Below are 24,287 nucleotides of genomic sequence, written 5' to 3' on the forward strand. Positions count from 1 at the left end.
AATATCGAAATTTGGAACTTAGAGTTAGGAGAAATAAGAATTAATTACTATTTATTTCCTCTAATATCATTAGGATGCATACATTAATCGTAGATTTACCACTTATTTCATTGGCAATGATTCATCTATAATTGGAGTATATGTCATTGAAAGGAGGATCGACAGTAATTCCGATTTGTAGACAGAGAGGCGGGCAAAAGAAGAAAAATAGCGTTTTATTGAACAATATGTAACCGCTATCAATCATTCGTTTTTGGATATCTATGCTTTATCGTACTTACATCTGCCTTAGGAGGAATAGAATGCGTAAAAAATATATCGCGTGGTCTCTAGTATTGACCATGCTAATCTCAAACTTATTTCTGACAGTTGAATCTCCTGCTCCAGTGTCTGCTGCCGGCGGACCGAATCTAGCGCTAGGGAAGAATGTAAGCGCTAGCAGTTACACCCAAACCTACGGACCGGGCAATGTGATTGATAACAATCAGGGAACATACTGGGAGAGCAATAACAATGCTTTTCCGCAATGGATTCAAGTAGATCTTGGCGCGAATACGAACATTGATCAAATCGTGTTGAAACTGCCGTCATCCTGGGGAACACGGACACAGACTTTGGCTGTACAGGGAAGCACGAATGGTTCGACATTCAACAATATCGTAGGCTCTGCCAACTATGCGTTCAATCCTAACGTTGCTGGCAATTCCGTTACCATTAATTTCGCGGCTGTAAGCACTCGTTACGTTCGTCTGAACATAACGGCTAACACGGAATGGCCTGCAGGACAATTATCTGAATTTGAAATTTATGGTGCGGGCGGTACGACCCCTACACCAACGCCAACGCCAGCACCAACGTCAACACCAGCACCTACAGCCACTCCAGCTCCAACGCCACCTGTAAATTCTAACCGTGGAGCAACCATGCCGTATACGCGTTATAATACTGAAGATGCAACCCGTGGCGGCGGGGCAACGTTAAAATCGGCTCCGAATTTCGACCAATCACAGACAGCTTCAGAAGCTTCCGGTCAGCGTTATATCGCACTTCCTTCCAACGGTTCCTCCGTGCAATGGACGGTAAGACCAGGTGAAGGCGGCGCAGGTGTGACCATGCGCTTCACGATGCCAGACTCTGCTAACGGTATGGGTCTTAACGGAGCGCTGGATGTCTACGTGAACGGAACCAAAGCTAAGACCGTTCCATTGACTTCTTACTACAACTGGCAGTACTTCTCTAGCGATCATCCGGGAGACACGCCAGCCGACGGGCGTCCGTTGTTCCGCTTCGATGAAGTACACTGGAAGCTGGATACTCCGCTCAAAGCGGGCGATACCATCCGCATTCAGAAGAACAATGGCGACAACCTGGAATACGGTGTAGACTTCCTTGAAATCGAGCCTGTTCCGGCAGCCATTACCCGTCCGGCGAATTCCGTATCCGTAACGGATTTCGGCGCCGTAGCCAATGATGGGCAAGATGATATTGCTGCCTTCGAAGCAGCTGTTCAATCGGCAGTATCTACAGGCAGAACGCTCTATATTCCAGAAGGCACCTTCCATCTGAGCAGAATGTGGAAGATCGGCACAGAGAGTAACATGATTAACAATATCACCATTCTGGGTGCGGGTATCTGGCATACAAATATCCAGTTCACGAATCCGAACATTGCTGGGGGCGGGATTTCCTTCCGCGTTTCCGGCAAACTTGATTTCAGCAACGTCTACATGAACTCCAATCTTCGTTCACGTTATGGGGAACAGGCCATCTACAAAGCTATGATGGATAATTTCGGCAAAAACTCCAGAGTCAGCAACGTTTGGGTAGAGCACTTTGAATGTGGTATCTGGGTGGGTGATTATGCTCATACGCCGGCTATGATTGCTGATGGTCTGGTGGTTGAGAACAGCCGTATTCGCAACAACCTTGCAGACGGCGTAAACTTCGCTCAAGGTACAAGCAATTCTACTGTGCGCAACAGCAGCATTCGTAATAACGGTGACGATGGTCTGGCCGTATGGACCAGCAGTGTCAATGGTGCACCTCAGGGTGTGAACAACACCTTCTCCTTTAACACCATCGAGCATAACTGGCGTGCTGCGGGTATTGCCTTCTTCGGCGGCAGTGGTCACAAGGCCACCAACAACCTGATCGTTGATACAGTAGGCGGTTCCGGTATTCGGATGAATACGGTGTTCCCTGGATACCACTTCCAGAACAACACCGGAATTACTGTCTCTGATACTACCATTATCAACAGCGGTACAAGTAAGGATCTGTACAACGGTGAACGCGGAGCGATCGACCTGGAAGCATCGAGTGATTCGATTCGTAACGTAACGTTCACGAATATCGATATCATCAACACTCAGCGCAGTGCCATTCAGTTCGGATACGGCGGCGGATTCCAGAACATTGTATTCAACAACATTAACATTAATGGCACAGGTCGGGATGGTATTGAGACTTCGCGTTTCACTTCCCCGCACAAAGGGGCAGCAATCTATACCTACACCGGCAACGGTTCGGCAACTTTCAATAACTTGAATACCAGCAATATTGCCAACCCAAATACCAACTTTATTCAAAACGGCTTTAACTTGACTATCAACAATTAATGGTGAAAGTCCAAGACAGGGTGCTCTTCGGAGAGCACCTTGTTTTTTTATCAACCAACGGCTCTATCTCTATAGTATTTCTACGGTTAACGGACAATAGGAAATGATTTACTATATTGTGTAATCATGATACGATGGCAACTGGAGATGTTACGAAAGGAGCATGGACTGGAATGGGAGATATCCTTTAATGGCTAAGTGAATGGAATAGATGGGCTGATGCCTTCTTTAATGGAGGGTCAATTTTGTCTATTTTAAATTTAACCATTATAGGGATCGCTGGGTTCATGTGCTATAAATACGCCAAGCGAATGCCTAGTTTAGGGTATTCGTTTTTTATTGGGAAGCTTGCATCTCCAAGTAGTGCATGATTTCAGCGTTTCCGCAAGGAGATGATCTCGGATGAAATCATTAATGAATAAGATTGCGATTGTTACTGGAGCTAGCCGGGCGCAAGGAATCGGCACTGCAATCTGTCTAGAGTTAGCTAGAGAAGGCGCTGATATCTTTTTCACACATTGGTCCGTATATGATCGCGGAATGAACTATTATATGAATGAAGATTTAGACTGGCCGCAGCAGTTGAGAGATGAAATTGTCAGCTTGGGGGTACGCTGTGAGTCCATGGCGCTAGATTTGTCGCAGCCGGATGCACCAGGGATATTGTTGGGTGAAGTTCAAAAGCAGTTGGGTTCCCCAACTATTCTAGTGAACAACGCAACCTATTCTGTGGATGTAGATTTTCGTTCCATAGATGCAGCGATCCTGGATGCTCATTATAACGTGAATGTTAGAGGTACATGCCTCTTAATGGTTGAGTTTGCCCGCCGGATAGAAGGACAACATAGTGGGCGTATTATTAATATGGTGTCAGGTCAGGACAAGTCACCGGAGCCTGGGAATTTAGCCTATGTTGCAACCAAGGGGGCGGTTTCTACGTTTACAAAATCCATCGCGCTTGAATTAGCCCCGTTGCAAATTACGGTTAATGCAGTAGATCCCGGCCCTACAGATAGCGGATGGATGGACAGTGAAGTGAAGGAACACTTACTCCCTAAATTCCCGATGGGACGCATTGGTGAACCTAAGGATGCTGCGAAGCTAATCGTTTTTTTGGCAAGTGAAGAAGCAGGATGGATTACGGGGCAAATCATTCATTCAGATGGGGGCTTCTGGTGAAGTAACGATTGATATACTTACTAAGGGAAGGACATGATGTCCTTCCCTTTTTTTGCTCAACTATTCTCCAGGCTATTCATCGGCTATTGTAATACTCGGTTCCAGTTCCTTGAGCGTTAGCCATTTCATCCCTATTTCAAAATCTTCTTGGAATGTTGTTTCCAATAAAACTTCAGGTTCTACAGGCATGTTGTGTTTGGCCCTGTACTCCTTCCAGTATTGCGCCCAATCCGCCGGGTTCATCTGTTGCTGATAAATGACAATTTTATGCGGAGCGAGAATGGCATTGGTAATATGAATAGTTTGGCTAACAACCTCGGCAAACGCCTGAAAGTCCAGGGAGCTTCCCCAATCCGCATGTAGTGGGAGGAATTTAATTTCACCGGCCATGCCGTCTTTTCCTTTGACAATTCTGCCATCCAGATAGATGCCCATACCAGGAGGGGTCTTGTCTGGAAAATAGATGCCGACCACCGTTTGCTCTTCTTCAGGCTCTCTCTCTACACAATATCCAACCACAGCAGCGTTGACGTCATTTTCAAGCACGACAGGAAGGCCAAACTCTTGCTGCAAATCTTCAATGATTCGAATCCCGTTGAGCCGTTCATGACTGCTTACGGTAATTTCACCATGAACAGATTGCCCTGGAATACCAAGCCCGATAACATTAATGGAAGGATACTGCACTAGAAATTGGTTAATTATTGCATAGAGACGTTCTTTTTCGAACAATGCCATTACATAGTCTTCCCGTGCCAATACATCACCTTGCAGATTGATTACTGTTGCAACAACAGTATCTTGACCCTGATATTCCCTCATATAGAGGACTAATGCCAAATGATAGTTGAAATTATACCGATAATTTAAAGCGGGTCTTCCCCCGCTCGATGAGACTAACTCATCCTCCAATAACTCTCCATACTTCACAAGATCTTTAACGAGCGAATTAATAGTCACGACACTTAACTTCGTTAATGCTGATAGCTGAGGCTTTGTTGCTGTTTGCACTTGCTTCATTACTCTTCTTACGTGATTCAGGTTAATTTCTTTGATAAGGTTCTTACTAGGCTGATTCATTGGGAGCCTCCATTATTCCTTAATGAAGATTTTTATTCACTATGCAGCAAAATTGATTCTAAAGTCAAGTGTAGCTAGAGCTCACAAGTTAGTGAAGCTTATTGTAACGGTATTGCTAGAATTAATCTTGACAATAAAATCGTACTGAATTATAAGGTGTCTCGAACACCGATGATACGGGATACGCTGGGTGCCTCTACGGAACAAATGGGGTGGATCATATTCGGGCTGACCACAGGCTCGAGCATCGGACTTTTGAGTGCCAGCCATTTGATTGCGCATAAAGGCGGACGTTTTGTCATGATGATGGGTCTGATCATTAGCTCAGCTGGATTGTAGTGTTAATAGCTGTAGGCATAGCGGGTTTATTTTCACATGCGGCAAAGCCAATAGGGGAAAAAGATAGCGAGTCATAAATGCTGTGAATGAATAGAAAATATGCAAGGCTTCCGAGTTGCTTTAGATTCGGTAGTCTTGTTTTTATAATTTAGGAAGAAAAGCGTGATATCCCTTTCGTTTGGTTCTCCGGCAGATTGTCATAGTCTGGAATAAAGAGTAGGATAAGAAAGATGAACCAGATTACTGCTGAAAGGGATGATTGTTTTGAGTAAAGCGCAGTTTAACCCCGTTACATCCTATGAACCATCCCGTAGAGGTGAGGGGGAGAGACACCAATGCAATCCGCAAAAATGAAACTAGAGGCTTATATTCACAGCTATCTGGAATTATGGGACTTCTATGGGGTTATTCAAGTAGTCAGCAAAGGTGAAGTATTATTTGAAAGCGCATACGGATACGCAAATCTTGAGTTTGGGATCAAAAATAATATCCATTCGTGCTTTTCTCTCGCTTCCGTGTCGAAGCAATTTACCGCTTTTGCAATTATGCTGTTGCATGATCAGAACAAGCTGAATATCGATCAGTCTGCACAGGTTTACCTTCCTGAAAACATGAAAATTCATGAGTCTATTACTGTACATCATTTACTGTCGCATACATCCGGGTTATATAATTTTCATAATTTTGAAAATGACTTTTTTGCTGGATACAACAGGAACGAGTATTCGCGAGACGACTTCTTTAAAACATATATTAACAAACAGCCTACAACACCCCCAGGTACCGCCTTTGACTACAATAATTCCAACTATAATTTACTGGCCTGGATCATCGAGAATGTCTCTGGAGAGCGTTATGAGGATTTTATCCGAAACAACATTTTTAAGCCTTTGAAAATGATGAACAGTGATGTAGATGATGGCTGCAAACCTATTAACAACAAATCTACTCCGTATACAAAAGATTTTAATACAATCATTAAGAGTCCTTATCATAATGAAAAATTCAGCATCGGTGCTGGCGCTATCGTTTCTAATTGCGAAGACTTGTTAAAATGGTATATTTGTTTGCGGGATCGGAAGCTCCTGTCCCTAGAAGCCTATTCCAGGTTCTTCAACGAAAACCAAAATAACTACTGCTACGGTCTGGAACATCATTATGTGTATGGGGCGCACAGATATGCTCACGGGGGAGATCATCTAGGAGTAAGCACGTATATGCAGAATTACTTCGATGAGGATCTTTGTATCATCATTCTTTCGAATAACGAAGCCATCGACCAGTACAGACTGGGTCAAGCCATTGCAGATATACTGCATCATGTAGAGGTCAAGGCTCCTACACAACATGATGAACAGATCATCAGCGAAGACAAGCTTACAGAATTCTGCGGAATCTATCTGAAGGATAAGATCGAAATCGAACTTATTCAGGGAAAACTATACTTTACGAGATTTTCAGGGAATCTTCATATCGAGATTTACCCGGTAGGTGAAGGGAGATTTGTGCGCAAGCATTCGGATCAAGTTGACCCCTATCGTATTGAAATGAACGAACAAGGGAAGTGGACATTTTTCGGGTATCCGAAGAATGGATAGCCACTACCCGAATTGAAGTCCGCGACCGTCGCGGGCTTTTTTTCGTTAAAAGACAGTGATTACCAGCTGCGCTGCGTCAAACATATATAGACGCTAGGGAGGAGAGAACAAAGTGACTTTTAAAATACGAAAAACTGCCGTACAGTCCCTCTGGATGATGTGGGAAAAAGCGTTCGCGCTGCTGTCTCATTTTCGCGGTTCGCACAAATCGCGGTTTGGCATATGTACAGTGTTGCTTAAAAAACACCGGGGGGATGACATTGTTTGTCAGGATGCCACGGTTATTCAGCATGGGGAGTGGATAGGAGAGATCCATCTCGATAATGAAATGATCCTGAAGCTCATTCAAGCCGAAGGTTCGGACCGGGCCGCGCTGCAAACCGCCCGTATGCTACGTAAATCCATGCAGCAAATTAACGATGCTTTCGAATCGCATTCCGAGTTCAAGCAGGCTAAAGCTTTGATGGGGATTACACTGCTTCACCGGGGACTAGTTCACGGTCTGGGTTTTGAACAACAAAGCCTAAAATCCGGATTTTTCGAGTGGTTCACAACGATCTATCTTCGACTGCTGCTCTCAGCAATGCACCCGGAGGGAAGACAGCGAATTCGCCGGAGGACAGAGCTGCTGGTACCCATACGGCTCATTCATTCGCGGAATTCCTTACAAAAACGTTTCTCCCCCTTACAGAAAACTACGGGTTAACATAGTTTATGATGAAATAGACAAACGAGCTATTCTCCCCTGACATTAAACGCATATATTTAATTTACCATCATTATTTTTCATATGGAGGAGAGTCATGCTCAAATACCTGGCAGGCGGAATATTGTGTGCAGCCTCTTGTTACATGTTTGTTCCCAGCTTGATCAGCCGAATGACCGGTTTTGGTGTTTTCCGCAAGGGAAGAGCTCAAAAGCAGGTGGCTTTTACTTTTGATGATGGCCCGCATCCGAAATATACTCCGGTATTATTAGATTTGTTGGAATTGTATCAAGTTAAAGCAACCTTTTTTGTGCTTGGCGCGCAAGCAGAGCAGTATCCGGAGCTCATCCGCAGGATGGATCGGGAAGGCCATCAGATCGGCATTCATAATTATTATCATAAGACTAACTGGCTGATGCTGCCCGGTACGATCCGGCGTGAGCATCTGGAACGTTCTGCCGATATTATAGAATCGATTGTTGGAATTCGGCCGAACCATTACCGCCCGCCTTGGGGCTTGATCAACCTGTTTGATTTTTTCCATTACAGACATTACCGCATTGTTCTTTGGTCGCTAAAAGGCGGCGATTGGAGCAGCAGGGTCTGCCGCACCCGCTTACAGTCCACACTCTTAGGCCGAATTACCGATGGTTCTGTTGTCCTGTTACACGACAGCGGAGAGACCATGGGTGCAGACCCGAATGCACCGTACTACATGATGCAAGCGCTGGAGGAGGTACTGGGAGAGCTGAAGACCCGGAACCTGCAATTCGTGCGTCTGGATGAGATGGCTTAGGAAAAAGTGAGAGCTGGGATCCAGGTTATGGACCTCAGCTTTTTTGCCTTTTATCAAAAGAAATCCGGGCGATCGCATCATGCTGATGAATCGATTCTTCATTACGGCATTCCACTGTGAACCTCTCCACAAAGTCATATTCGTAGAGATCAGCGGCAATCAGCCGAGTGAGATCTTCGACAAATCGAGGATTCTCGTAGGCCCGCTCGGTCACCATTTTCTCATCAGGACGTTTCAGCACGGGGTGAAGCGCAGCACTGGCATTCGACTCAGCCGCTTCCAGCAGCATTACCTTCCAATTGTCGTCCAGAAGCTGCGGGTCAACATTGACCCGAATCGAGACCAATCCCCGCTGATTGTGCGCGCTGTATTCACTGATTTCTTTGGAACACGGACAAAGTGTAGTTACAGCAACAGTAATACCCACCGTAATTTCAAACTTCCGGTACTTAGACTCGTCATACGCTATTTCAATATACAACTCGGAATGCCCTAACCCGATTAGATTAGAGGCAGGTGCTGAACGCTCATAGAACCAAGGGAACTCCATCACCAGCTTCGAACCAGTCTGATTCATAACTACGGCTAGTTCTTTTGTCAATTTACATAATTGAGCAAGATCTGTAGATAACCCTTCCTGCCGATAGGATTCCAAAGTTTCTGTCAAGCGGCTCATATTGATTCCCTTACTCTTTTGACCCAGATTCGTAGTCAACTCTATGCTTGCTATGGTCGTCTGAACATGAGGTGCCATAGTTGAATGGATGGTGAGCGGATGCTTAACTCTTGTGATGCCGACCTCTTCAATTGCAAACAAATAATCTTCTCTATGATTCTGCAGGTCGGTCATCTGATCTTTAAGGGTGGGCTTGTTTCCGGTAACGGGCGGGACAGACCCGAACAGCACATGCCGTTCTTTTTTTGTTGGAAAAGAGGATCTGGTCATCTATAGTAACGCTCCTTATTATAAAGTAAATGAATTGTTATATTAATAGTAAACATTACTAATAACAAGTCAATAGTTTTATGTGAGTAGGTCTTATATTTGCTCCCATAATTCGACAAAAAAGTTTGAATAGTTGGTTTATAATGACTGAAGAGTTTCTGGGTAAAGGAAGTTAGTCATGCTTAGAGAATGAAGGGGATTAGTCGATGAAAAAATGGCTGTATGTGTGTTTATGCTTTAGTTTGCTGATGAGTCTGGGTGTATCTAAGGGACCTGTAGCTTCTGCTGCAAAGGCGCAGCAGGTGTTTCGAATCGGGGTTGAACACCTGCCAGAATCGCTCGATCCAGCAGCGGCTGAGGTGGGTAGTTCTTATACGATCGTGAAAGGATTATTTGAGGGCTTGGTTCGTCTGAATAACGCAGGACAAGCTGTTCCCGGCATGGCTGAAAAATGGACGCTTTCGGATGATGGCAGAACGTATACCTTTACCCTTCGAGCAGGTGCCAAGTGGAGCAACCAGCAGCCGGTGAAGGCGTCAGACTTCGAGTACGCATGGAAACGGGTCCTTGCACCGAGTGCTAACACTCTTTATGCGTACAGCTTCTTTGTGATTGCTGGCGCAGAGGACTATAACAACGGGAATTTGAAAGATCCTGCGAAGATCGGTATCAAAGCAATAAATCAAAATACGCTGCAAGTGAAGTTGAAGCAAAAAACTCCTGAGTTCCTCCAAATTCTTGCACATCCAATCTATCTGCCGGTTCATGCAGACACGGTCAAGGGAAATAAGAATTGGGGTAATACGGACAAAACCATGGTCACTAATGGCCCATTCAAGCTTAAATCGTGGGATGACGATGAGGCCGTATTGGTCAAAAATCCCGACTACTACTTGGCGAAAGAGATTTCTTTCTCAGAGGTTCGTGTATTAGTTCCAAGAATCAGTCTGGATGGGATCAACACCGTGACATCAGCTTATCTTATGAATAATGTAGATTGGGTAGGCGGAGAAGAGAATATTGATTATGAAGGGTTGGATGACAAAACTTTCGGTGATTTGATCCACTTGCCATACGGCAGCACGTATTTTTACCAATTTAATCTTAACAAAGCTCCGTTCAAAAATGTAAAGATACGTAAAGCGTTAGCGATGGCTATTGATCGGAAGGCCTTATCTTATGGCACGCCAGCGTATGGTTTTGTGGCTCGGGGGATTCGGGGAACGAAAACGGATTTTCGCTCTGAAATATCGGATACGGCATACTTTAAAGAGGATTTGAAACAGGCTGGGCAGCTGCTAAAAGAGGGTCTGAAGGAAGAGGGACTGAAGGCACTCCCAAGCTTCTCTATTATTATTAACGAAGGTGACGGTCATAAGACTATAGCACAAGCAGTGATTGGAGATTGGAAGAAGAACCTTGGAATTAATGCAAGTATTGAAGTGAAGAGCTTTGGAGAACTGATCGATAAACGGCATAAGGGGAGCTATAGCATAGCCAGAGCAGGATGGGGGGCGGACTTCAATGATCCAGCAACCTTTTTGGAGTATTTCACCTCTTGGAGTGGCACAAATGATTCAGGCTGGAGCAGCCCACAGTATGATAATTATATCAAACAAGCCCAGCAGACCTTTGATACTCGCAAGCGCATGCAGCTATTAGCCAATGCAGAAAAAGTTCTGATCGACCAAATGGTCATTATACCGTTGTATTATTATGTGGTTGATGTTTTACGTAAGCCCGATATCAGGAATGTGTATATTGATAACGATAGATCCGTTATATTCAGCAGAGGATATTTTCAGTGAAATTTAACGCGAAATTTTGAAGATCACCACATAATGCCCGCGTTTGCGGGCTTTTTTAGCTGTTAGCCTGTGAAATATTAGGTAGATGTATCTGTTTCTAGTGACTTGCATTGTTATATAAGTATTCATAAAGAGAGAGGGGGACTACACATCGACACCACAGGGATCGAAGATTATATTCAACAGGTGCAGCAGGGCACGACGGAAGCATTCATCCCGATTGTAGAGGCGTACCAGCGGCAGTTATTTATCTACTGCTGTCGTCTGCTGGGTGACGAGCAGGATGCTGAGGATGCGGTGCAGGATATTTTTCTGAAAGCCTATAAGTCAATCTATAGCTATGCGCAGGCCGTCAGCTTCAGCGCTTGGCTGTACAAGATTGCTTACAATCATTGTCTGAATCTGATTCGCAAACGCCAATTATACAATAAGCTGAGCCGGATCTGGAAAGGACATATTGTAGCAGAGAGCGCCGAACAGGAGTACTTAAAAGGGGTATTCAATGAGCCACTTTCTAAAGCACTGACCAAACTTTCTGGGGAGGAAAGAAGCTTGCTGATTCTGTATGTTTTTCATGATAAGAGCTATACAGAGATCGGAGAAATTGCAGGCAAAAGCCCGGAAGCTGTTCGTAAAAAAATCACCCGGGTTCGCAAAAAGGTTAAGGAAGACATCAATATATCTCAGGAGGAAGGCCAATGGGAGCATACATGGATTCAGACGAAGAGTTAAGAAGGTACTCCGTTTCTGACGATCATTTTCGAGAGATAGACCTCACATCCAGCATAAGACAGGAAATTGAGAAGATGGGGCATACCAATGCTACCAAATCCCGGCCCGTTAAAAGAAAAACAGTTCTATCCATTGCTGTAAGCTGTGTTTTTCTGCTCTCATTTACCGCTTATGCGGCCTCTGGACACCTTCAAATCTTCAATAGTAAAGGGGAGGTTGTGGTTAAAACGACCGATCCATCACCATCGTTGCCTGATAAGCTGAGCAATGAATTGGAGATATACGGGAGACAAGTACTGAGTCTTTTAAAACCCGGCGAATTGGCGGCTTACTACATCAAAGATGATTATATAAACAAGCTGAACGGCTATGACACAGTAAATGAACTTAAATTTGAGCAACTACCTATAAATTATCGATCCTATAAAGAGTTCTTGGCTGAGCAGGCCCGGACTTCGGCACCGAGACTTCAGCAGCCCGTGTATCTTCCCAAAGGGTTAAGCTTCTCATACGGTAAAGTATTTCTTGAGATGCCTCTTGGTAAGGAGAGCGAACCGTTAAAACAAAAGCTAATCGATCGGGCGAATGCTTCCAATAATAATGACAAATTATTTATCGAGAAACTGCAGGGTTCCAAAGCTTCCTCGTCAGTCCTCCATTTAACAGATGGGAAGAATGATACTGCTGTAGGCATTACGGCCAGTTATGGCCTGGGAATCAGCTTGACTAAATCGCCGGATGCCACGTCCGAGATCATCCAGTTAAAGCAAGTAGAGGCCGTCTATCTCAATCAGCCTATTCTTGGCGAAACGATCACCTGGTATGATAGCAAGCAAGGGGCTGCTTACTCTATAATGGTGAATAAGCCTGGACTGGTGAGTAAAAAGGAGCTTATAAAGATGGCAGAGAGTATGGTTACAGAGTGATTTCTGCCGTTGCGCTAGCCACGGATGATGAAGAAGGAAGCTGTCATGTGGTCGAGGGCTCATAAAGTGAAGCACAACAAAAGAGGCTGATCCCCAAGATATATCTTCTTATGGGACAGCCCCTTCTTTTTGTAATAAATCTAACTTGTTGTGATTCTAAGCGGGAAATGTAGCTGTTAATTCATCTACAGGATTGCCTTCTTGCTCTGAAGCGTTAAATTGAATGTTATATAACTGTGCGTAAAGTCCATTTCTTTCTAACAAAGAATCATGTGTGCCTTCCTCAACAATAGCACCTTGATCTAAGACGATAATTCTAGATGCTTCTCTTACGGTTGAGAGTCTGTGCGCAATCACTAGTGTTGTTCGATCCTTCATTAACAAATCAAGAGATTCCTGAACCATACGTTCGGACTCATTATCGAGAGCGGAGGTAGCTTCATCCAGAAGAAGGAGTGGAGCATTACGTAGAAAAGCTCTGGCAATAGCTATACGTTGTCTTTGTCCTCCGGATAGAGTGGATCCATGCTCACCCAGCAAAGTGTCATAACCGTTAGGCAGCTTCGATATAAATTCCTCTGCACCTGCTAGACGGGCGGCTTGCTCTATTTCTTCATCCGTTGCTGTACTAGAGCTGTAAGCAATATTATCCCGGATCGTCCCTGAGAACAAATAAGGAGATTGTGGAACATAGGTGATCATTGCCCGGGCTTCTTCAAGCTGATCAAAAATAGATTTTCCATAAACAGAGATACTGCCTGCACTTGGCTCATACAGCCCGCAGCATAATCGAATGAGGGTCGTTTTCCCCGACCCGCTTGGTCCTACAACAGCGATGGTTTCACCGTGCTGGATGTGGACATTAATACCAGTAAAAAGCGGGGATTCATTACTCTTGTTAGATGAATAGCTGTAATGGACATTCTGTATTTGTAGTGCAGCCACTTCATCAGAAATTACAGGTAATACGCCTGGTTTTGGTGACGCGTGATCGTTTCCTTCATCAGGTGAATCTAATATAGCGAATACGCGGTCTGATGCACCTAAAGCTTCCTGTACACTGCCCCATGTTTGGGACATATGGACAAATGGCCATTGAACCCTTCCCATCAGAATAATAAAGGCGAGTACTCCACCTGCAGTCGTCCCACCTTTTAAAGCAGATAAAGCTATTAAAGCCGCACATGTTATCATAATGATATTGTTGATAAAAGCAGAAGATTGCCATAGGAGTCCATTAAGAAGGGATCTTCTCAGCTGCATTCTTCGTAACTTCTCACGTTCTAACGCATATTTGTCTAAGAGAATTTCTTCTAGTGAGAAAGCTCTGACGACTGCCATGCCTTGCAGTGTTTCTTGTAGAATCCCACGCAATTCTGCCTCTTTCGCATATATTTCAGTAGATAATTTACGTAGCCTGCGATCAAAGAAGCGACCAGAAAGAAATACAAGGGGTCCTGATCCGAGAGCAAGCAGTGCGAGCCAGACATCTGTTTTGGCCAAGTATAGAAAGGAAATAAAACATAAAAGAAGGTTATATCCTAAATCATATACGATGCTATTAATCATACCAATCGCTATTCCTGCATCCTGATTATTACGTGAAGTCAAATCACCGGAATGCATGGATTGTACTTGCTGAAAAGGTAGTCGGTTGCTCTTGCCAAATAGCTTACCACGGATATCCCAGGCCATCCGACTCTGTATGACAAAGCGGAAGTAATGCTGTAGCATGAGACAGAAAATGATGATCACACAGACAATGGCACAAATAACGGTTATTCGCGTAAGCGCATCCATATTGGAGCTGTTGATCGTATCAATAAACACCTGCTGTACAGCCGCAATTCCTACATCCATGACTAACCTGGCGGAGAGGAGGAGTAAAGCAACAATAAAGCCAATACGATAAGGCCTAGCATAAGACATTAATCGACGCAGCACATTTCCTAGTTTAAGCTCCTTGGATTCAGTTATATTCATTGTACTTCCTCCATGACCGCTGTAGTTTTGTCATCGTTGTTCAATGTTGTCTCTACCATTGTATAATACTTTCCTTTCAAATCCATGAGTTCCAGATGGGTCCCCTCTTCGACAATAGAGCCTGCTTCCATGTAATAAATATGATCTGCATTTCTGATGGTAGAGAGTCTGTGGGCAACAACAACGGTAGTTCGATCATGCATGAGTTCTTGTAGTGCTTGCCCGATGATTTCTTCATTGTGGCTGTCGAGCGCTGCAGTGGGCTCATCAAGAAGCAGAAGTTTAGGCTTTCGGACAAACGCCCTGGCAATGGATAGTCGCTGTCTTTCGCCTCCAGATAATGTAAGCCCCCGTTCACCGATAAAAGTCTCATATTGATGAGGAGTTGTCATAATGAACTCATGGATACCTGCGCTTTGTGCCGCTGCAATAATGTCTTCAGTAGTAGCATCAGGTCTTCCCCACGCAATGTTCTCATAGAGTGTTCCGGAGAATAGATAGGATTCCTGAGATACATAAGCCAAATTGCTACGCCATGATCGATGTGGAATGCTGTTTAACAGCAGATTACCGGAGTGAATTGTACCTTCATTAGGCTCATATGATGACAGTATTAATTGAAGAAGGGTACTTTTTCCGCTACCGCTAGGGCCGGCAAGTGCGGTTACCTTACCAGGCTGAATCGTAAGATTGACGTTAGTTAATACTTGATCATTACCATAACCAAAACCGACGTTGTTAAAAGAAATAGGATATAATCCGCTGACCGCTTGATTGGTGTTGGTCGAGGTTCCCAAATGAAGATCTTTACCATTGGAATCACGGCGTACACCTTCTTTTTGTAAATCGAGAACCTCGAATAACCGCTTACCTTGCGCCAAAGAGCCTTGTAATTCGGTCCATAGATTCGCAAGCTTCGATACTGGATTCGCAATTTGCTCGAAGCATACAAGAAAGGCTGCCACAGCGCCCACATCCAAACGACCATGAATAACGAGATATCCACCATAGGAGAGAACATAGAGCAAACCACCAAGAATAACGGCAAGAGGCATATTATAAGCTACAGCTTCTAAGCGTGAGACCGGTAAATGTATTTTCAAATATTTCATAACCCGCCCTGTGAATTGCTGCTGAAGCTTGGGCGCAAGGGAGAAGGTACGAACAACCTCAGCACCCTGTACCGTATCCTGTATAAACATTTGTTGAGTAGTTTCAATGTGCTGTCTTTGCTCATGCATGGAACGTAGGCGAGAAGAAAAGGGAAGCATCACAAGCGGAACCAATGAGCAGATCAATAGCATCCCCAAGGTTAAGGCATATTGGAGAGAGAGCAGATAGGTCAGAAGAAATGTAATTTGCATCAGATTACTGAAGAGATCAATCGTCTTCTGATTGATGCCTTGTTGGGCAGCAGTCGCAGAATCATTAATACGACTGATGAGATCGCCAGAATGATAACGGTCTAAATCTTTCATTTGAACATTTAATAATCTGGACAGAACAGATACCTGAAGCTTAGAGGTGGATTTGAACTCAAGTACACCTGATAAGTAAGTTTTTAGAAAATTAGCCGAAGCCTCCACAGTAATGATTACTATTGCAATAATTGCTCCGGAAATCAAACTGGACAAGTCTTTATTCGTAGCAGCATTGATTATCCGCCGTAATGATTCAGCGATCCCAACTGCTGCAAGAGAAACGATTGCTGCCAAGATACACAATATGAGATACCAGCCAAAATAGGGTTTTCCAAGTTTCAGTAAACGCATAAATGTATTCGAAATGGCTCGTGATTTCTTTGTTGGCTCCGCTTGAGCATTCATCGATTTATTCAAATTAAATCCTCCCTGGTTCCTCATCTAGCATGACCTTGGTAGTGATAGCCAGCAGTTCTCGCAATTTATCTACTTGAAGATGGTAATATAACCGATGATCTTCTCTTTTGATCTCGATGAGGTCTAAGAAGAATAAGAAGTTGGCATGATAAGATACCGCTGCGGGTGTGATGCCAAGTGCTGTTGCAATTTCTTGCCCATAGTGAGGGCGATTGCGTAATAGTAACAAGAAGTCTAAACGTCTTTTATCCGAGAATGCCTTTAAGAATAATTCCGTTTTCTCCCGATCGGCGGCAGGGCCGAATATAAGATCATTATGTACTCCGAAGATTACTGTTACCACACGTTCAGATTCTGATGTGTTAAAAAAGAGACAATGGTTTCCAAATTGAGTTATGAAGCTAACGTGAAAATTAGTAGGGACGTCATATAAGGCAGGTTCATTTTTGTTAACCTCACGAATAAATCGTTCAGGATTATCTAGGAACATTTCTTCATACCGCCGGGAAGCTTCTTCAGATGCCTTTCTTAGTGGCTCTTTCAAAAGTGAAAACACATCTCGATAGAACTGTTTGAAGAGCTGCATATAACGTTGCTTCGTATCCTCCGGATGATTGAGGCATTCGAACAATGGTCCATGAGCCTCAATAACCTCATGATGTGGTTTTGTTCTAGTTAGAAGCTCTGTCATTAAGCGAAAATCCTTTTTAACGACCTCCCAATCGTTTCCATCGAGTAGTTCTTCTAATTTATCGTAATATACGCCGTATACCATCTCTGCAACTACCTTCTTGGCTGGGCTTTCCTCCAAACGAGTGATCCATGCTTCAGCCGTTAGTGGTTCTGCCCAGGTACAGATGGACTCAAAGAAAGCAAAGTCCAGTGCTTTATGAAAAAAGTTAAATTGAAAGAAAAACAGGAGTTCCCGGTGTGCATGAGGCGACAAAAGTGACCGTGCTTCTTCATGATAGGATAAGGCAAGGGGATCCAGTTCAATTTTATAATCCGCTGCCCACGTCCGTATCTGCTCTTCATTAGCAATCATCCCCATGAAAAGAATGAATTCTAAAGCCTCGTTGTAAGCAAAATTAATGTTCTTTAGTAAGGTATTCTTCATCGTATCTGCCATCTTAGCCTCCATTTTTGAATAAAGTGAAATTTAAATATTATGTATGATTGATCAATGTTCAATAATCACTTAATGTTAAAATAAACCATATCCTATTTTTTGTAAAGATAAATATTTATTTCGTGATTTGACGATGTAATTCAATTTGAACAATTTTGAGGAACTGAAAATGTTTGTATGATAAAGTTTATATGGTAAACCATGGATAATCGAATCTCTGTTGGAGTAAGAATAGAGGAGGAAATTATTTTATCTTTACATAATTATTTGAAATCGGAAGAAGTAAAGATAGGAATATTAGTGATGAGGGGGAATATGGAAAATTTTTTGTGTTAGAGGATTTGGATGGTAATTTATTTGATGTATGGCAGCATCATGATTGTGAGCTAGTTTACTAGATCCTTTAGCTAATCTTACTTTCACAGAATGCCCTCTTTAAAAGTCTTGATTATTACGTAGCAGAGCGCCGAAAGATAATGGATTTCCCGCTCGAAAAAAAGAGCAGTTCAGAAACTAATAAATAGTTCTGGACTGCTCTTATGTGTTTGAAGTGTCGCCCCGCTGCACTTCTTCTTGGTGTTTTATTATTTTTTAAAAATTATTTCAAAAAGATTATTCCTCAGTAATAAATCTTCTGCCAAGCCACCACATTACACTGCTGATCGCCAGAAAATATAAAGGCATTGTCAGCAATGAACCATTATGGAGAAAGCTCATTCCCCATGTTGTTAGGCTCACCAGCAAGTAATACCCCAAGCTGAATATTGCCCCAGCTGTACCAATTACATCGTGGAACTGAACAAGGGCGAGACTCAGGCAATTAGGCAAAGCCATGCCGGCTCCAATCAACATCACGAATATAGCCATTAACATACAGATGACGGCAAGGATGTCTGGCACCCCAGACAGGCTGCTTCCTAGCGTTAAGAGTAACGCTCCGCCGGTCATGACTAGACAGCCGCGATGAATGATCTTTTCGGGTGCATAAAGCGGTAATAATCTTCTGGAGATCATAGCCCCGACAACGGAGGCCAGAGCTACGATAATGCCCATAAAACCGTACACGCCTGGGGATAGCCCAAAATGTTCAATAAAAATGAAGGGCGCTTCGGCATAATAACTGAATAATACCCCGTTAATTCCACCGATTAATCCTCCGAACACCAGCACACGAGGCATTGCAAGCATTCTTCGAACTACTGGCAGTATTGCGACCTTTGATCTTTGAGAGACATTTGTTGTCTCTGGCAGTTTCAAGAAGGCATACATAAACAAGAACACACTCATCACTACAAGGACAAAGAACACCGCCCTGAAGCCGAAGACCTGGTCAACCCAGCCGCCAATAAGCGGTCCGACAGCAGGGGTAAACGCAATAACCGCCGATATTTGAGCGAACATGACATGTCTTCTCTCACCGGACACACTTTCGCGGAGCATCGTTTGGGTGACGACCGAGCCTGTTGCAGCACCAAAAGCCTGGATAAAACGGCTCACCAGAAGCCAATCGATGGAATTCGCATAAAAACACATCAAGCTTCCGATGCCATAGACGATGAGACCGCCTAGCATCGCAGGTCTGCGTCCGATCAGGTCAGACAACCAGCCCCAACAGAAGACGCCCAGAGCAAATCCGATAAAATAGATGCTTAATGTGAATTGTACGGAACTATTAGATACCCCAAGTGCCGCTGCCAGATCCGGTAGAGATGGGGTATAGATGGTCTCACTAATTTGTGGAAAAGCCACAAGAACAATCATTAAAAGCAACGATGGTACTGCAAATTTCTTCATTATATTTAGCCCTCCTACAAGCTTATACTCTGTTACGACAACAAGAATATGAGCCTAGCTAGGGAAAGGGGGGCATCATGATGGCAAGACGACTATAAATCATCATTTGTTGAATTACCTTTCATTGTTATGAGTGTAGGAGGGTTTGTAAATCATTGTTAATGCTCGGCCTAGGTTAACATGCTTGATATGCCAAGTCAACTATCCCAGGCTATTATTACTATACATCTATTCAGTTGAACCTTTTATTCGTAATAGCCCTCAGTAGATTTACGGAGTTGCTTGAATTGATTCCCGTCATGGCCGAACCATACTTGAGAATTCGTACGTGTAGCCAGTGTGCGGATCCTTTCTACTGTCTCCCGGTACCCAAGCAGATCATAAATAATGCCTGGCGGCCGGACGGGTGGACCGTAGCTTTCTGCTGAATAGATCGCATCCGAGGCGAGGATGATTCCTCCCGTTTCCGGCAGTTCTATGTGCAAGCCAATCATGCCCCAAGCATGTCCGCTGCCAAAATTGAGGATCTTAATGCCTTCAGCGAGTTCCAGGTTATCCTCCTGGCGTTTGATGGTTTTCCACTGCAGATGGTTCTTAATCCAGGCATCAATGTCGTCCCAGACATAAGCACCGTCCTTGATATTACGGGCATAGCTCTGCAGCGCACCGTTCAACTCATCTTCATTTACGATAATAGTCGCGTTTGTGAACATCTCCAGGCATCCCGCATGATCCAAATGCAAATGGGAAGCAATGACGTACCGAATGTCTTCGGGTCGTACGTTCAGCTGTTCCAGCCGGTTATGCAGATAACATTCCTCACTGGCGACCCATGGAGAAGACAATTGGGTAGATTCAGCCCAACGTCCTTCAGGGCCCATCGAACTGGGATTACATGCAGTATCGAATAAAATCTTTCCCTCAGGGTGGTCAATCAACACGGTATAGATCGGAAATTCAACGAATTGCGTTGCCGCATTAGGGTTATTAATCGTAGCCGGATTATGCATGGCGATGATCCAGTTCTTGTCCATACTCATCACTCCGTTATCCATTACGTACAGTTTAGGGCGTGGTTTAATCATGTTCGACATACTCATTTCCTCCTGATGAAGAGTTAATTTCATTCCATTGCACACTTCACTCGTAACAGTTACGCTAGTGTGGCGGCAGGTATAGACATACCTTAATCTAAAATCTAAACTTACATAAGGAGGCACTTTAAAGTGCCCAGGATACTTAAAAGTTCATAAGGGGGAAAAGGTATGACATCTTCCAATAGAAAAAAACAACCCGACTTTACGCTGGCAGGCTGTGGCTATAGCAGGGTCCTTGATATTATTTCCAACAAATGGACAGGGCTCGTCATTTATGCATTAGAGAACGGCCAGATCAGGTATGGGGAAATTTCCAGAAAAGTTGATGGCATTTCCAAAAAAATGCTGACAGAAACGCTGCGAAAGCTGGAGCGAGATGGAATCGTAAAACGCCATATCACACCGGTGGTGCCACCAATCGTGGACTATTCGCTAACTGCATTAGGCGAAACCTTACTTGAACCAATGAAAGAACTAAGGCAGTGGGGCAGAACGAATTATTCAGAAGTCGAAGAGGCAAGGGCCAACTATGATCGGACATTACCAGAACGAGGCTAAGCAAGTAATAGCCTCTTTTTTTGGCGATGCGAGAGTTATGTATGAATTAAGAATTCCTTAAGAATTGTTTCATAACCAGTTCATACTTGGGCATTACATTGGTTTAGACGAATTCTTGAATTGAAACGGAGTGAATATTCGTGCACCAATTATTATCCTGGATATCTGAAACAGCCCTGCATCTGGTAAACACAATGGGAGTATGGGGGATATGGATAGGCATGATTCTGGAGAGCGCCTGCATTCCGATTCCAAGCGAGGTAATTATGCTCAGCGGTGGTTGGCTGGTTGCTCAAGGCTCACTTTCATTTGTGGACGTAGCTGTAGCCGGAATCATCGGGAATCTCTTGGGTTCAATCCTTGCATATTATGTAGGCCGGGCCGGGGGACGGCGCCTGCTCCAGAAGTATGGCAAATATATTTTGCTGAATGAGCATCATCTGGAGCAAGCGGAACGCTGGTTCCATCGTTTTGGGGAGAGTACTGTATTTTTCACCCGTATGCTGCCCTTTGTCCGTACCTTTATCTCTTTACCGGCAGGGATTGCAGGCATGAAGACCTGGAAGTTTGCAGTATTTACCTTGCTAGGCAGTATTCCCTGGAATTTGACCCTGCTGTATTTGGGATATCGTTTGGGAGGAAACTGGAGTATTGTGGAACACTATTTAAGACCAGTTAGCTATGGCATTTGCGGTGTGGTATTGCTGCTTCTCGTGTGGTGGTTGCTGCGCAGAAGAAAGGATCGAACAGTCTGACTTTAGAGCAACGGAGGTTGTACTTTTAGATCTCATGTGAAATGACATATGATAAGTGCATCCTGAAACAAATAGAGGTAGGGTGATTGGCCGAGATGTCCATTCGAATGAAATTTCTGCTGTCGTACGCGGCAATGCTGGTAGTACCGCTGCTTCTGATTCTGATAACAGCTATACTGCTAACTATCGTCTATCATGGGGATGTGCAAAGCCTTGAAAGTGCCTATGGGAGTAAATTTGATGGTATGGAAGAGAGGGATACCCGCGATCTGATCAAACACACCTTCATGCAGAATAAAGAATTACTAACAGACCCTGTTTTTTTGAATGATTTATCCGCAGATATGCTCAAGAAGAACACTTATATTTATATTCGTGCTGACCATAAGGCTTTGTATGCATCAGACGATTTCCTCCTTAAGAAAGGGCTGATCGACAGCCTGCCGGATTTCAAACAAGCTGGAACTCATAATGAGCCCTATCGGGAGAAATATAACAATGACTCGTATCAGATTGCTCAGTTTGATCTATTATCCAAGGATGCTGAACCGGTAAGTATTTTTTTGGTGAGTAAAATCGACCCTTTGGTTCAATTCGTGCGAACGTTTTTTCCGATTTTATTCCTCTCCACCGTCGTAGTCCTCTTGCTGACACATACCTTGCTGACAACCTATATGTCGAGACGAATTATCCGTCCCTTGCTTGAACTGCGTAAAGCTGCGCGGATGGTGACTGACGGTGATCTTGATTTCAAGGTGGAGATCCGCGGCAAGGATGAGCTCGGACAGTTAGGCATGGCCTTTGAAGAGATGAGGTCACGGCTTCAGGCGTCTATTCAAGTCCAGCAGCAATATGAGAACAACCGCAAAGAATTGATTACGAATATTTCCCATGATTTAAAAACACCGATAACTGCTATAAAAGGCTACGTGGACGGAATCTTGGAAGGTGTTGCAGACTCACCCGAAAAAACTGAAAAATACATGCGCACCATCGCCGCCAAAGCCGGTGAAATGGATCATCTGATTGATGAATTATTTTTGTACTCCAAGCTGGATATGCAGAAGCTGCCGTTTTCCTTTGAATCCGTACCGATTTTCCCTTTCCTAAATGACTGGGCGGACGAGCTGAAGGTGGAGCTGGAAAAACAGAAGGTAGATTTGCAAATTGATATGGACGGCGGGGAAGCAGCCAAGGTTGCTGTAGACCGTGACTCGTTTAAGAGAGTGCTCGGCAACATCATTCAGAACAGTCTGAAATATATGGATAAGCCGAATAAGAAGATCACCGTTAGCACCCGGATAGAAAATCACGCCCTTACACTGGCTATTGGAGACAATGGTCCTGGTGTTCCTTCGGAAGCCGCTGAGCATATATTCGAACGGTTTTACCGTGCGGAGCAGTCCAGAAATACGAAAACAGGCGGGAGTGGTCTTGGTCTTGCCATCGCTAAGCAGATCATAGTAGAGCATGGGGGGGGCATTTATGCGGACAGCCAGGAAGGTGAGGGAATGGTGATTCGAATTGTATTACCGATAGAAGAGGAGGCGCTGGTCCATGCAGAGAACGATACTGATCGTAGAAGATGAGCCTTCCATTGCTGAGCTTCAGCGGGATTATTTGGAGATGAACGGATATCGAACGGAGATTGCTGTTGATGGAGAACAGGGGCTGGAGCTAAGTCTTAGCGGCAAATTTGAATTAATCGTGCTGGATGTGATGCTGCCCAAGCTGAGTGGCTTTGAGGTGTGCAAAAAAATCCGTGACGTGCTGGATATTCCTATCCTAATGGTCACTGCACGACGGGAGGATATAGATATTGTACGCGGTCTTGGGCTTGGCGCGGATGACTATATGACCAAGCCCTTCAAGCCTGCTGAACTGGTCGCCAGAGTAAAAGCCCATTTGTCACGTTATGACCGTCTGAAGGGGAGCGGGAGTGGATTTTCCACGACAGAGCTTGAAATCAGGGGGCTGCGTTTGAACCCCGACTCCCGCCGTGCTTTTGTCAGAGATGAGGAGGTCACGCTGACGACCAAGGAATTTGATCTGCTCTATTTTCTTGCCCAGCACCCCAATCATGTATTCAGTAAAGACCAGCTCTTCGAGCGGTTATGGGGCATTGACTCGCTTGGCGATACCCAGACGGTGACCGTGCATATCCGCAAACTGCGGGAGAAAATCGAAGAGGACTCCGCCAATCCAGTGTATATTGAGACGTTATGGGGAGCGGGCTATCGATTCCGTCCTTAAAATGAATATGGCAAAGTCAAAGCTAATCTGTGGATGATGCTTTGGCTTTTTTTGTTATCAGGGGAGTTAATAATTATTTAAGAGTCTGTTCACAGCCATTTTAGATTTACCCAGTAGTCTAATGTTGCGGGAAAGCTTCCGGGAACTAGACA

At 44.2% G+C, this 24,287-nt stretch carries 20 protein-coding genes; 13 read left to right on the forward strand and 7 right to left on the reverse strand.

All coding sequences use genetic code 11. From position 1 onward, the window contains the following. The first annotated feature begins 302 nt into the window (after positions 1–302). Both HPT30_RS17670 and HPT30_RS17675 read left to right on the forward strand, forming a co-directional pair. The gene (locus HPT30_RS17670; protein WP_175372674.1) at positions 303–2,618 is read left to right on the forward strand and encodes a discoidin domain-containing protein; all 2,316 of its coding nucleotides are present in this window, start codon (positions 303–305) and stop codon (positions 2,616–2,618) included. Positions 2,619–3,020: 402 nt separating this feature from the next. Next, positions 3,021–3,797, forward strand: a complete 777-nt coding sequence (locus tag HPT30_RS17675; protein WP_175372675.1) for an SDR family oxidoreductase — start codon at positions 3,021–3,023, stop codon at positions 3,795–3,797. 72 nt (positions 3,798–3,869) lie between these two features. Here the strand turns inward: HPT30_RS17675 and HPT30_RS17680 are convergent, their stop codons facing one another. Then, a complete protein-coding gene (locus HPT30_RS17680; RefSeq protein WP_175372676.1) occupies positions 3,870–4,877 on the reverse strand; it encodes an ROK family protein in 1,008 nt (335 codons plus the stop codon). A gap of 171 nt (positions 4,878–5,048) precedes the next feature. Here HPT30_RS17680 and HPT30_RS17685 point away from each other — a divergent pair, with 171 nt between their 5' ends. From HPT30_RS17685 to HPT30_RS17700, 4 genes are all read left to right on the forward strand, one after another. Further along, positions 5,049–5,216 carry a hypothetical protein gene (locus tag HPT30_RS17685; protein ID WP_175372677.1) on the forward strand — a complete coding sequence of 56 codons (168 nt, stop codon included), beginning with the start codon at positions 5,049–5,051 and terminating at the stop codon, positions 5,214–5,216. A gap of 335 nt (positions 5,217–5,551) precedes the next feature. Continuing rightward, positions 5,552–6,814 carry a serine hydrolase domain-containing protein gene (locus HPT30_RS17690; RefSeq protein WP_175372678.1) on the forward strand — a complete coding sequence of 421 codons (1,263 nt, stop codon included), beginning with the start codon at positions 5,552–5,554 and terminating at the stop codon, positions 6,812–6,814. Between the two features lie 112 nt (positions 6,815–6,926). Next, positions 6,927–7,520, forward strand: coding sequence for a YkoP family protein (locus HPT30_RS17695; protein WP_376767047.1), 594 nt, complete (start codon positions 6,927–6,929; stop codon positions 7,518–7,520). A 97-nt stretch (positions 7,521–7,617) separates the two neighbouring features. Next, entirely contained in the window at positions 7,618–8,316 is a 699-nt protein-coding gene (locus HPT30_RS17700; protein ID WP_175372679.1) for a polysaccharide deacetylase family protein, read from the forward strand. A 34-nt stretch (positions 8,317–8,350) separates the two neighbouring features. Here HPT30_RS17700 and folE2 read toward each other — a convergent pair whose 3' ends face one another. Further along, the gene (folE2, locus tag HPT30_RS17705; RefSeq protein WP_175372680.1) at positions 8,351–9,262 is read right to left on the reverse strand and encodes a GTP cyclohydrolase FolE2; all 912 of its coding nucleotides are present in this window, start codon (positions 9,260–9,262) and stop codon (positions 8,351–8,353) included. Positions 9,263–9,468: 206 nt separating this feature from the next. On the opposite strand from folE2, the gene HPT30_RS17710 reads away from it, so the two are divergent. The 3 genes from HPT30_RS17710 (at position 9,469) to HPT30_RS17720 (ending at position 12,728) form a co-directional block, all read left to right on the forward strand. Next, entirely contained in the window at positions 9,469–11,070 is a 1,602-nt protein-coding gene (locus HPT30_RS17710) for a peptide ABC transporter substrate-binding protein (protein WP_175372681.1), read from the forward strand. 105 nt (positions 11,071–11,175) lie between these two features. Then, positions 11,176–11,802 (forward strand): RNA polymerase sigma factor, encoded by a 627-nt coding sequence (locus HPT30_RS17715; RefSeq protein WP_217622426.1) that lies wholly within the window; start codon positions 11,176–11,178, stop codon positions 11,800–11,802. Further along, positions 11,769–12,728, forward strand: coding sequence for a hypothetical protein (locus tag HPT30_RS17720; protein WP_175372682.1), 960 nt, complete (start codon positions 11,769–11,771; stop codon positions 12,726–12,728). Before HPT30_RS17715 ends, HPT30_RS17720 begins: the two co-directional genes overlap by 34 nt. 156 nt (positions 12,729–12,884) lie before the next feature. On the opposite strand, the gene HPT30_RS17725 is transcribed toward HPT30_RS17720, so the two are convergent. From HPT30_RS17725 to ahlS, 5 genes are all read right to left on the reverse strand, one after another. Continuing rightward, positions 12,885–14,711 carry an ABC transporter ATP-binding protein gene (locus tag HPT30_RS17725; protein WP_175372683.1) on the reverse strand — a complete coding sequence of 609 codons (1,827 nt, stop codon included), beginning with the start codon at positions 14,709–14,711 and terminating at the stop codon, positions 12,885–12,887. Continuing rightward, positions 14,708–16,549, reverse strand: coding sequence for an ABC transporter ATP-binding protein (locus HPT30_RS17730; protein WP_175372684.1), 1,842 nt, complete (start codon positions 16,547–16,549; stop codon positions 14,708–14,710). Before HPT30_RS17730 ends, HPT30_RS17725 begins: the two co-directional genes overlap by 4 nt. 1 nt (position 16,550) lies before the next feature. After that, positions 16,551–17,678: a helix-turn-helix domain-containing protein gene (locus HPT30_RS17735; RefSeq protein ID WP_175372685.1), complete on the reverse strand. Its 1,128-nt coding sequence runs from the start codon at positions 17,676–17,678 to the stop codon at positions 16,551–16,553. A gap of 612 nt (positions 17,679–18,290) precedes the next feature. Next, a complete protein-coding gene (locus HPT30_RS17740) occupies positions 18,291–19,472 on the reverse strand; it encodes a multidrug effflux MFS transporter (RefSeq protein ID WP_175372686.1) in 1,182 nt (393 codons plus the stop codon). A 245-nt stretch (positions 19,473–19,717) separates the two neighbouring features. Next, positions 19,718–20,566, reverse strand: coding sequence for an AhlS family quorum-quenching N-acyl homoserine lactonase (gene ahlS / locus HPT30_RS17745; RefSeq protein ID WP_175372687.1), 849 nt, complete (start codon positions 20,564–20,566; stop codon positions 19,718–19,720). A gap of 171 nt (positions 20,567–20,737) precedes the next feature. Here ahlS and HPT30_RS17750 point away from each other — a divergent pair, with 171 nt between their 5' ends. From HPT30_RS17750 to HPT30_RS17765, 4 genes are all read left to right on the forward strand, one after another. Next, positions 20,738–21,127 (forward strand): winged helix-turn-helix transcriptional regulator, encoded by a 390-nt coding sequence (locus tag HPT30_RS17750; RefSeq protein ID WP_175372688.1) that lies wholly within the window; start codon positions 20,738–20,740, stop codon positions 21,125–21,127. 194 nt (positions 21,128–21,321) lie between these two features. After that, the gene (locus HPT30_RS17755) at positions 21,322–21,882 is read left to right on the forward strand and encodes a DedA family protein (RefSeq protein ID WP_175372771.1); all 561 of its coding nucleotides are present in this window, start codon (positions 21,322–21,324) and stop codon (positions 21,880–21,882) included. Positions 21,883–21,977: 95 nt separating this feature from the next. Continuing rightward, entirely contained in the window at positions 21,978–23,471 is a 1,494-nt protein-coding gene (locus HPT30_RS17760) for a sensor histidine kinase (protein WP_175372689.1), read from the forward strand. Further along, positions 23,440–24,135, forward strand: coding sequence for a response regulator transcription factor (locus tag HPT30_RS17765; protein WP_175372690.1), 696 nt, complete (start codon positions 23,440–23,442; stop codon positions 24,133–24,135). The genes HPT30_RS17760 and HPT30_RS17765 overlap by 32 nt, the downstream gene beginning before the upstream one ends. The last annotated feature ends 152 nt before the right edge of the window (positions 24,136–24,287 follow it).

Origin of the sequence: Paenibacillus agri, from assembly GCF_013359945.1 — a bacterium.
Taxonomy (GTDB): domain Bacteria; phylum Bacillota; class Bacilli; order Paenibacillales; family Paenibacillaceae; genus Paenibacillus_AQ; species Paenibacillus_AQ agri.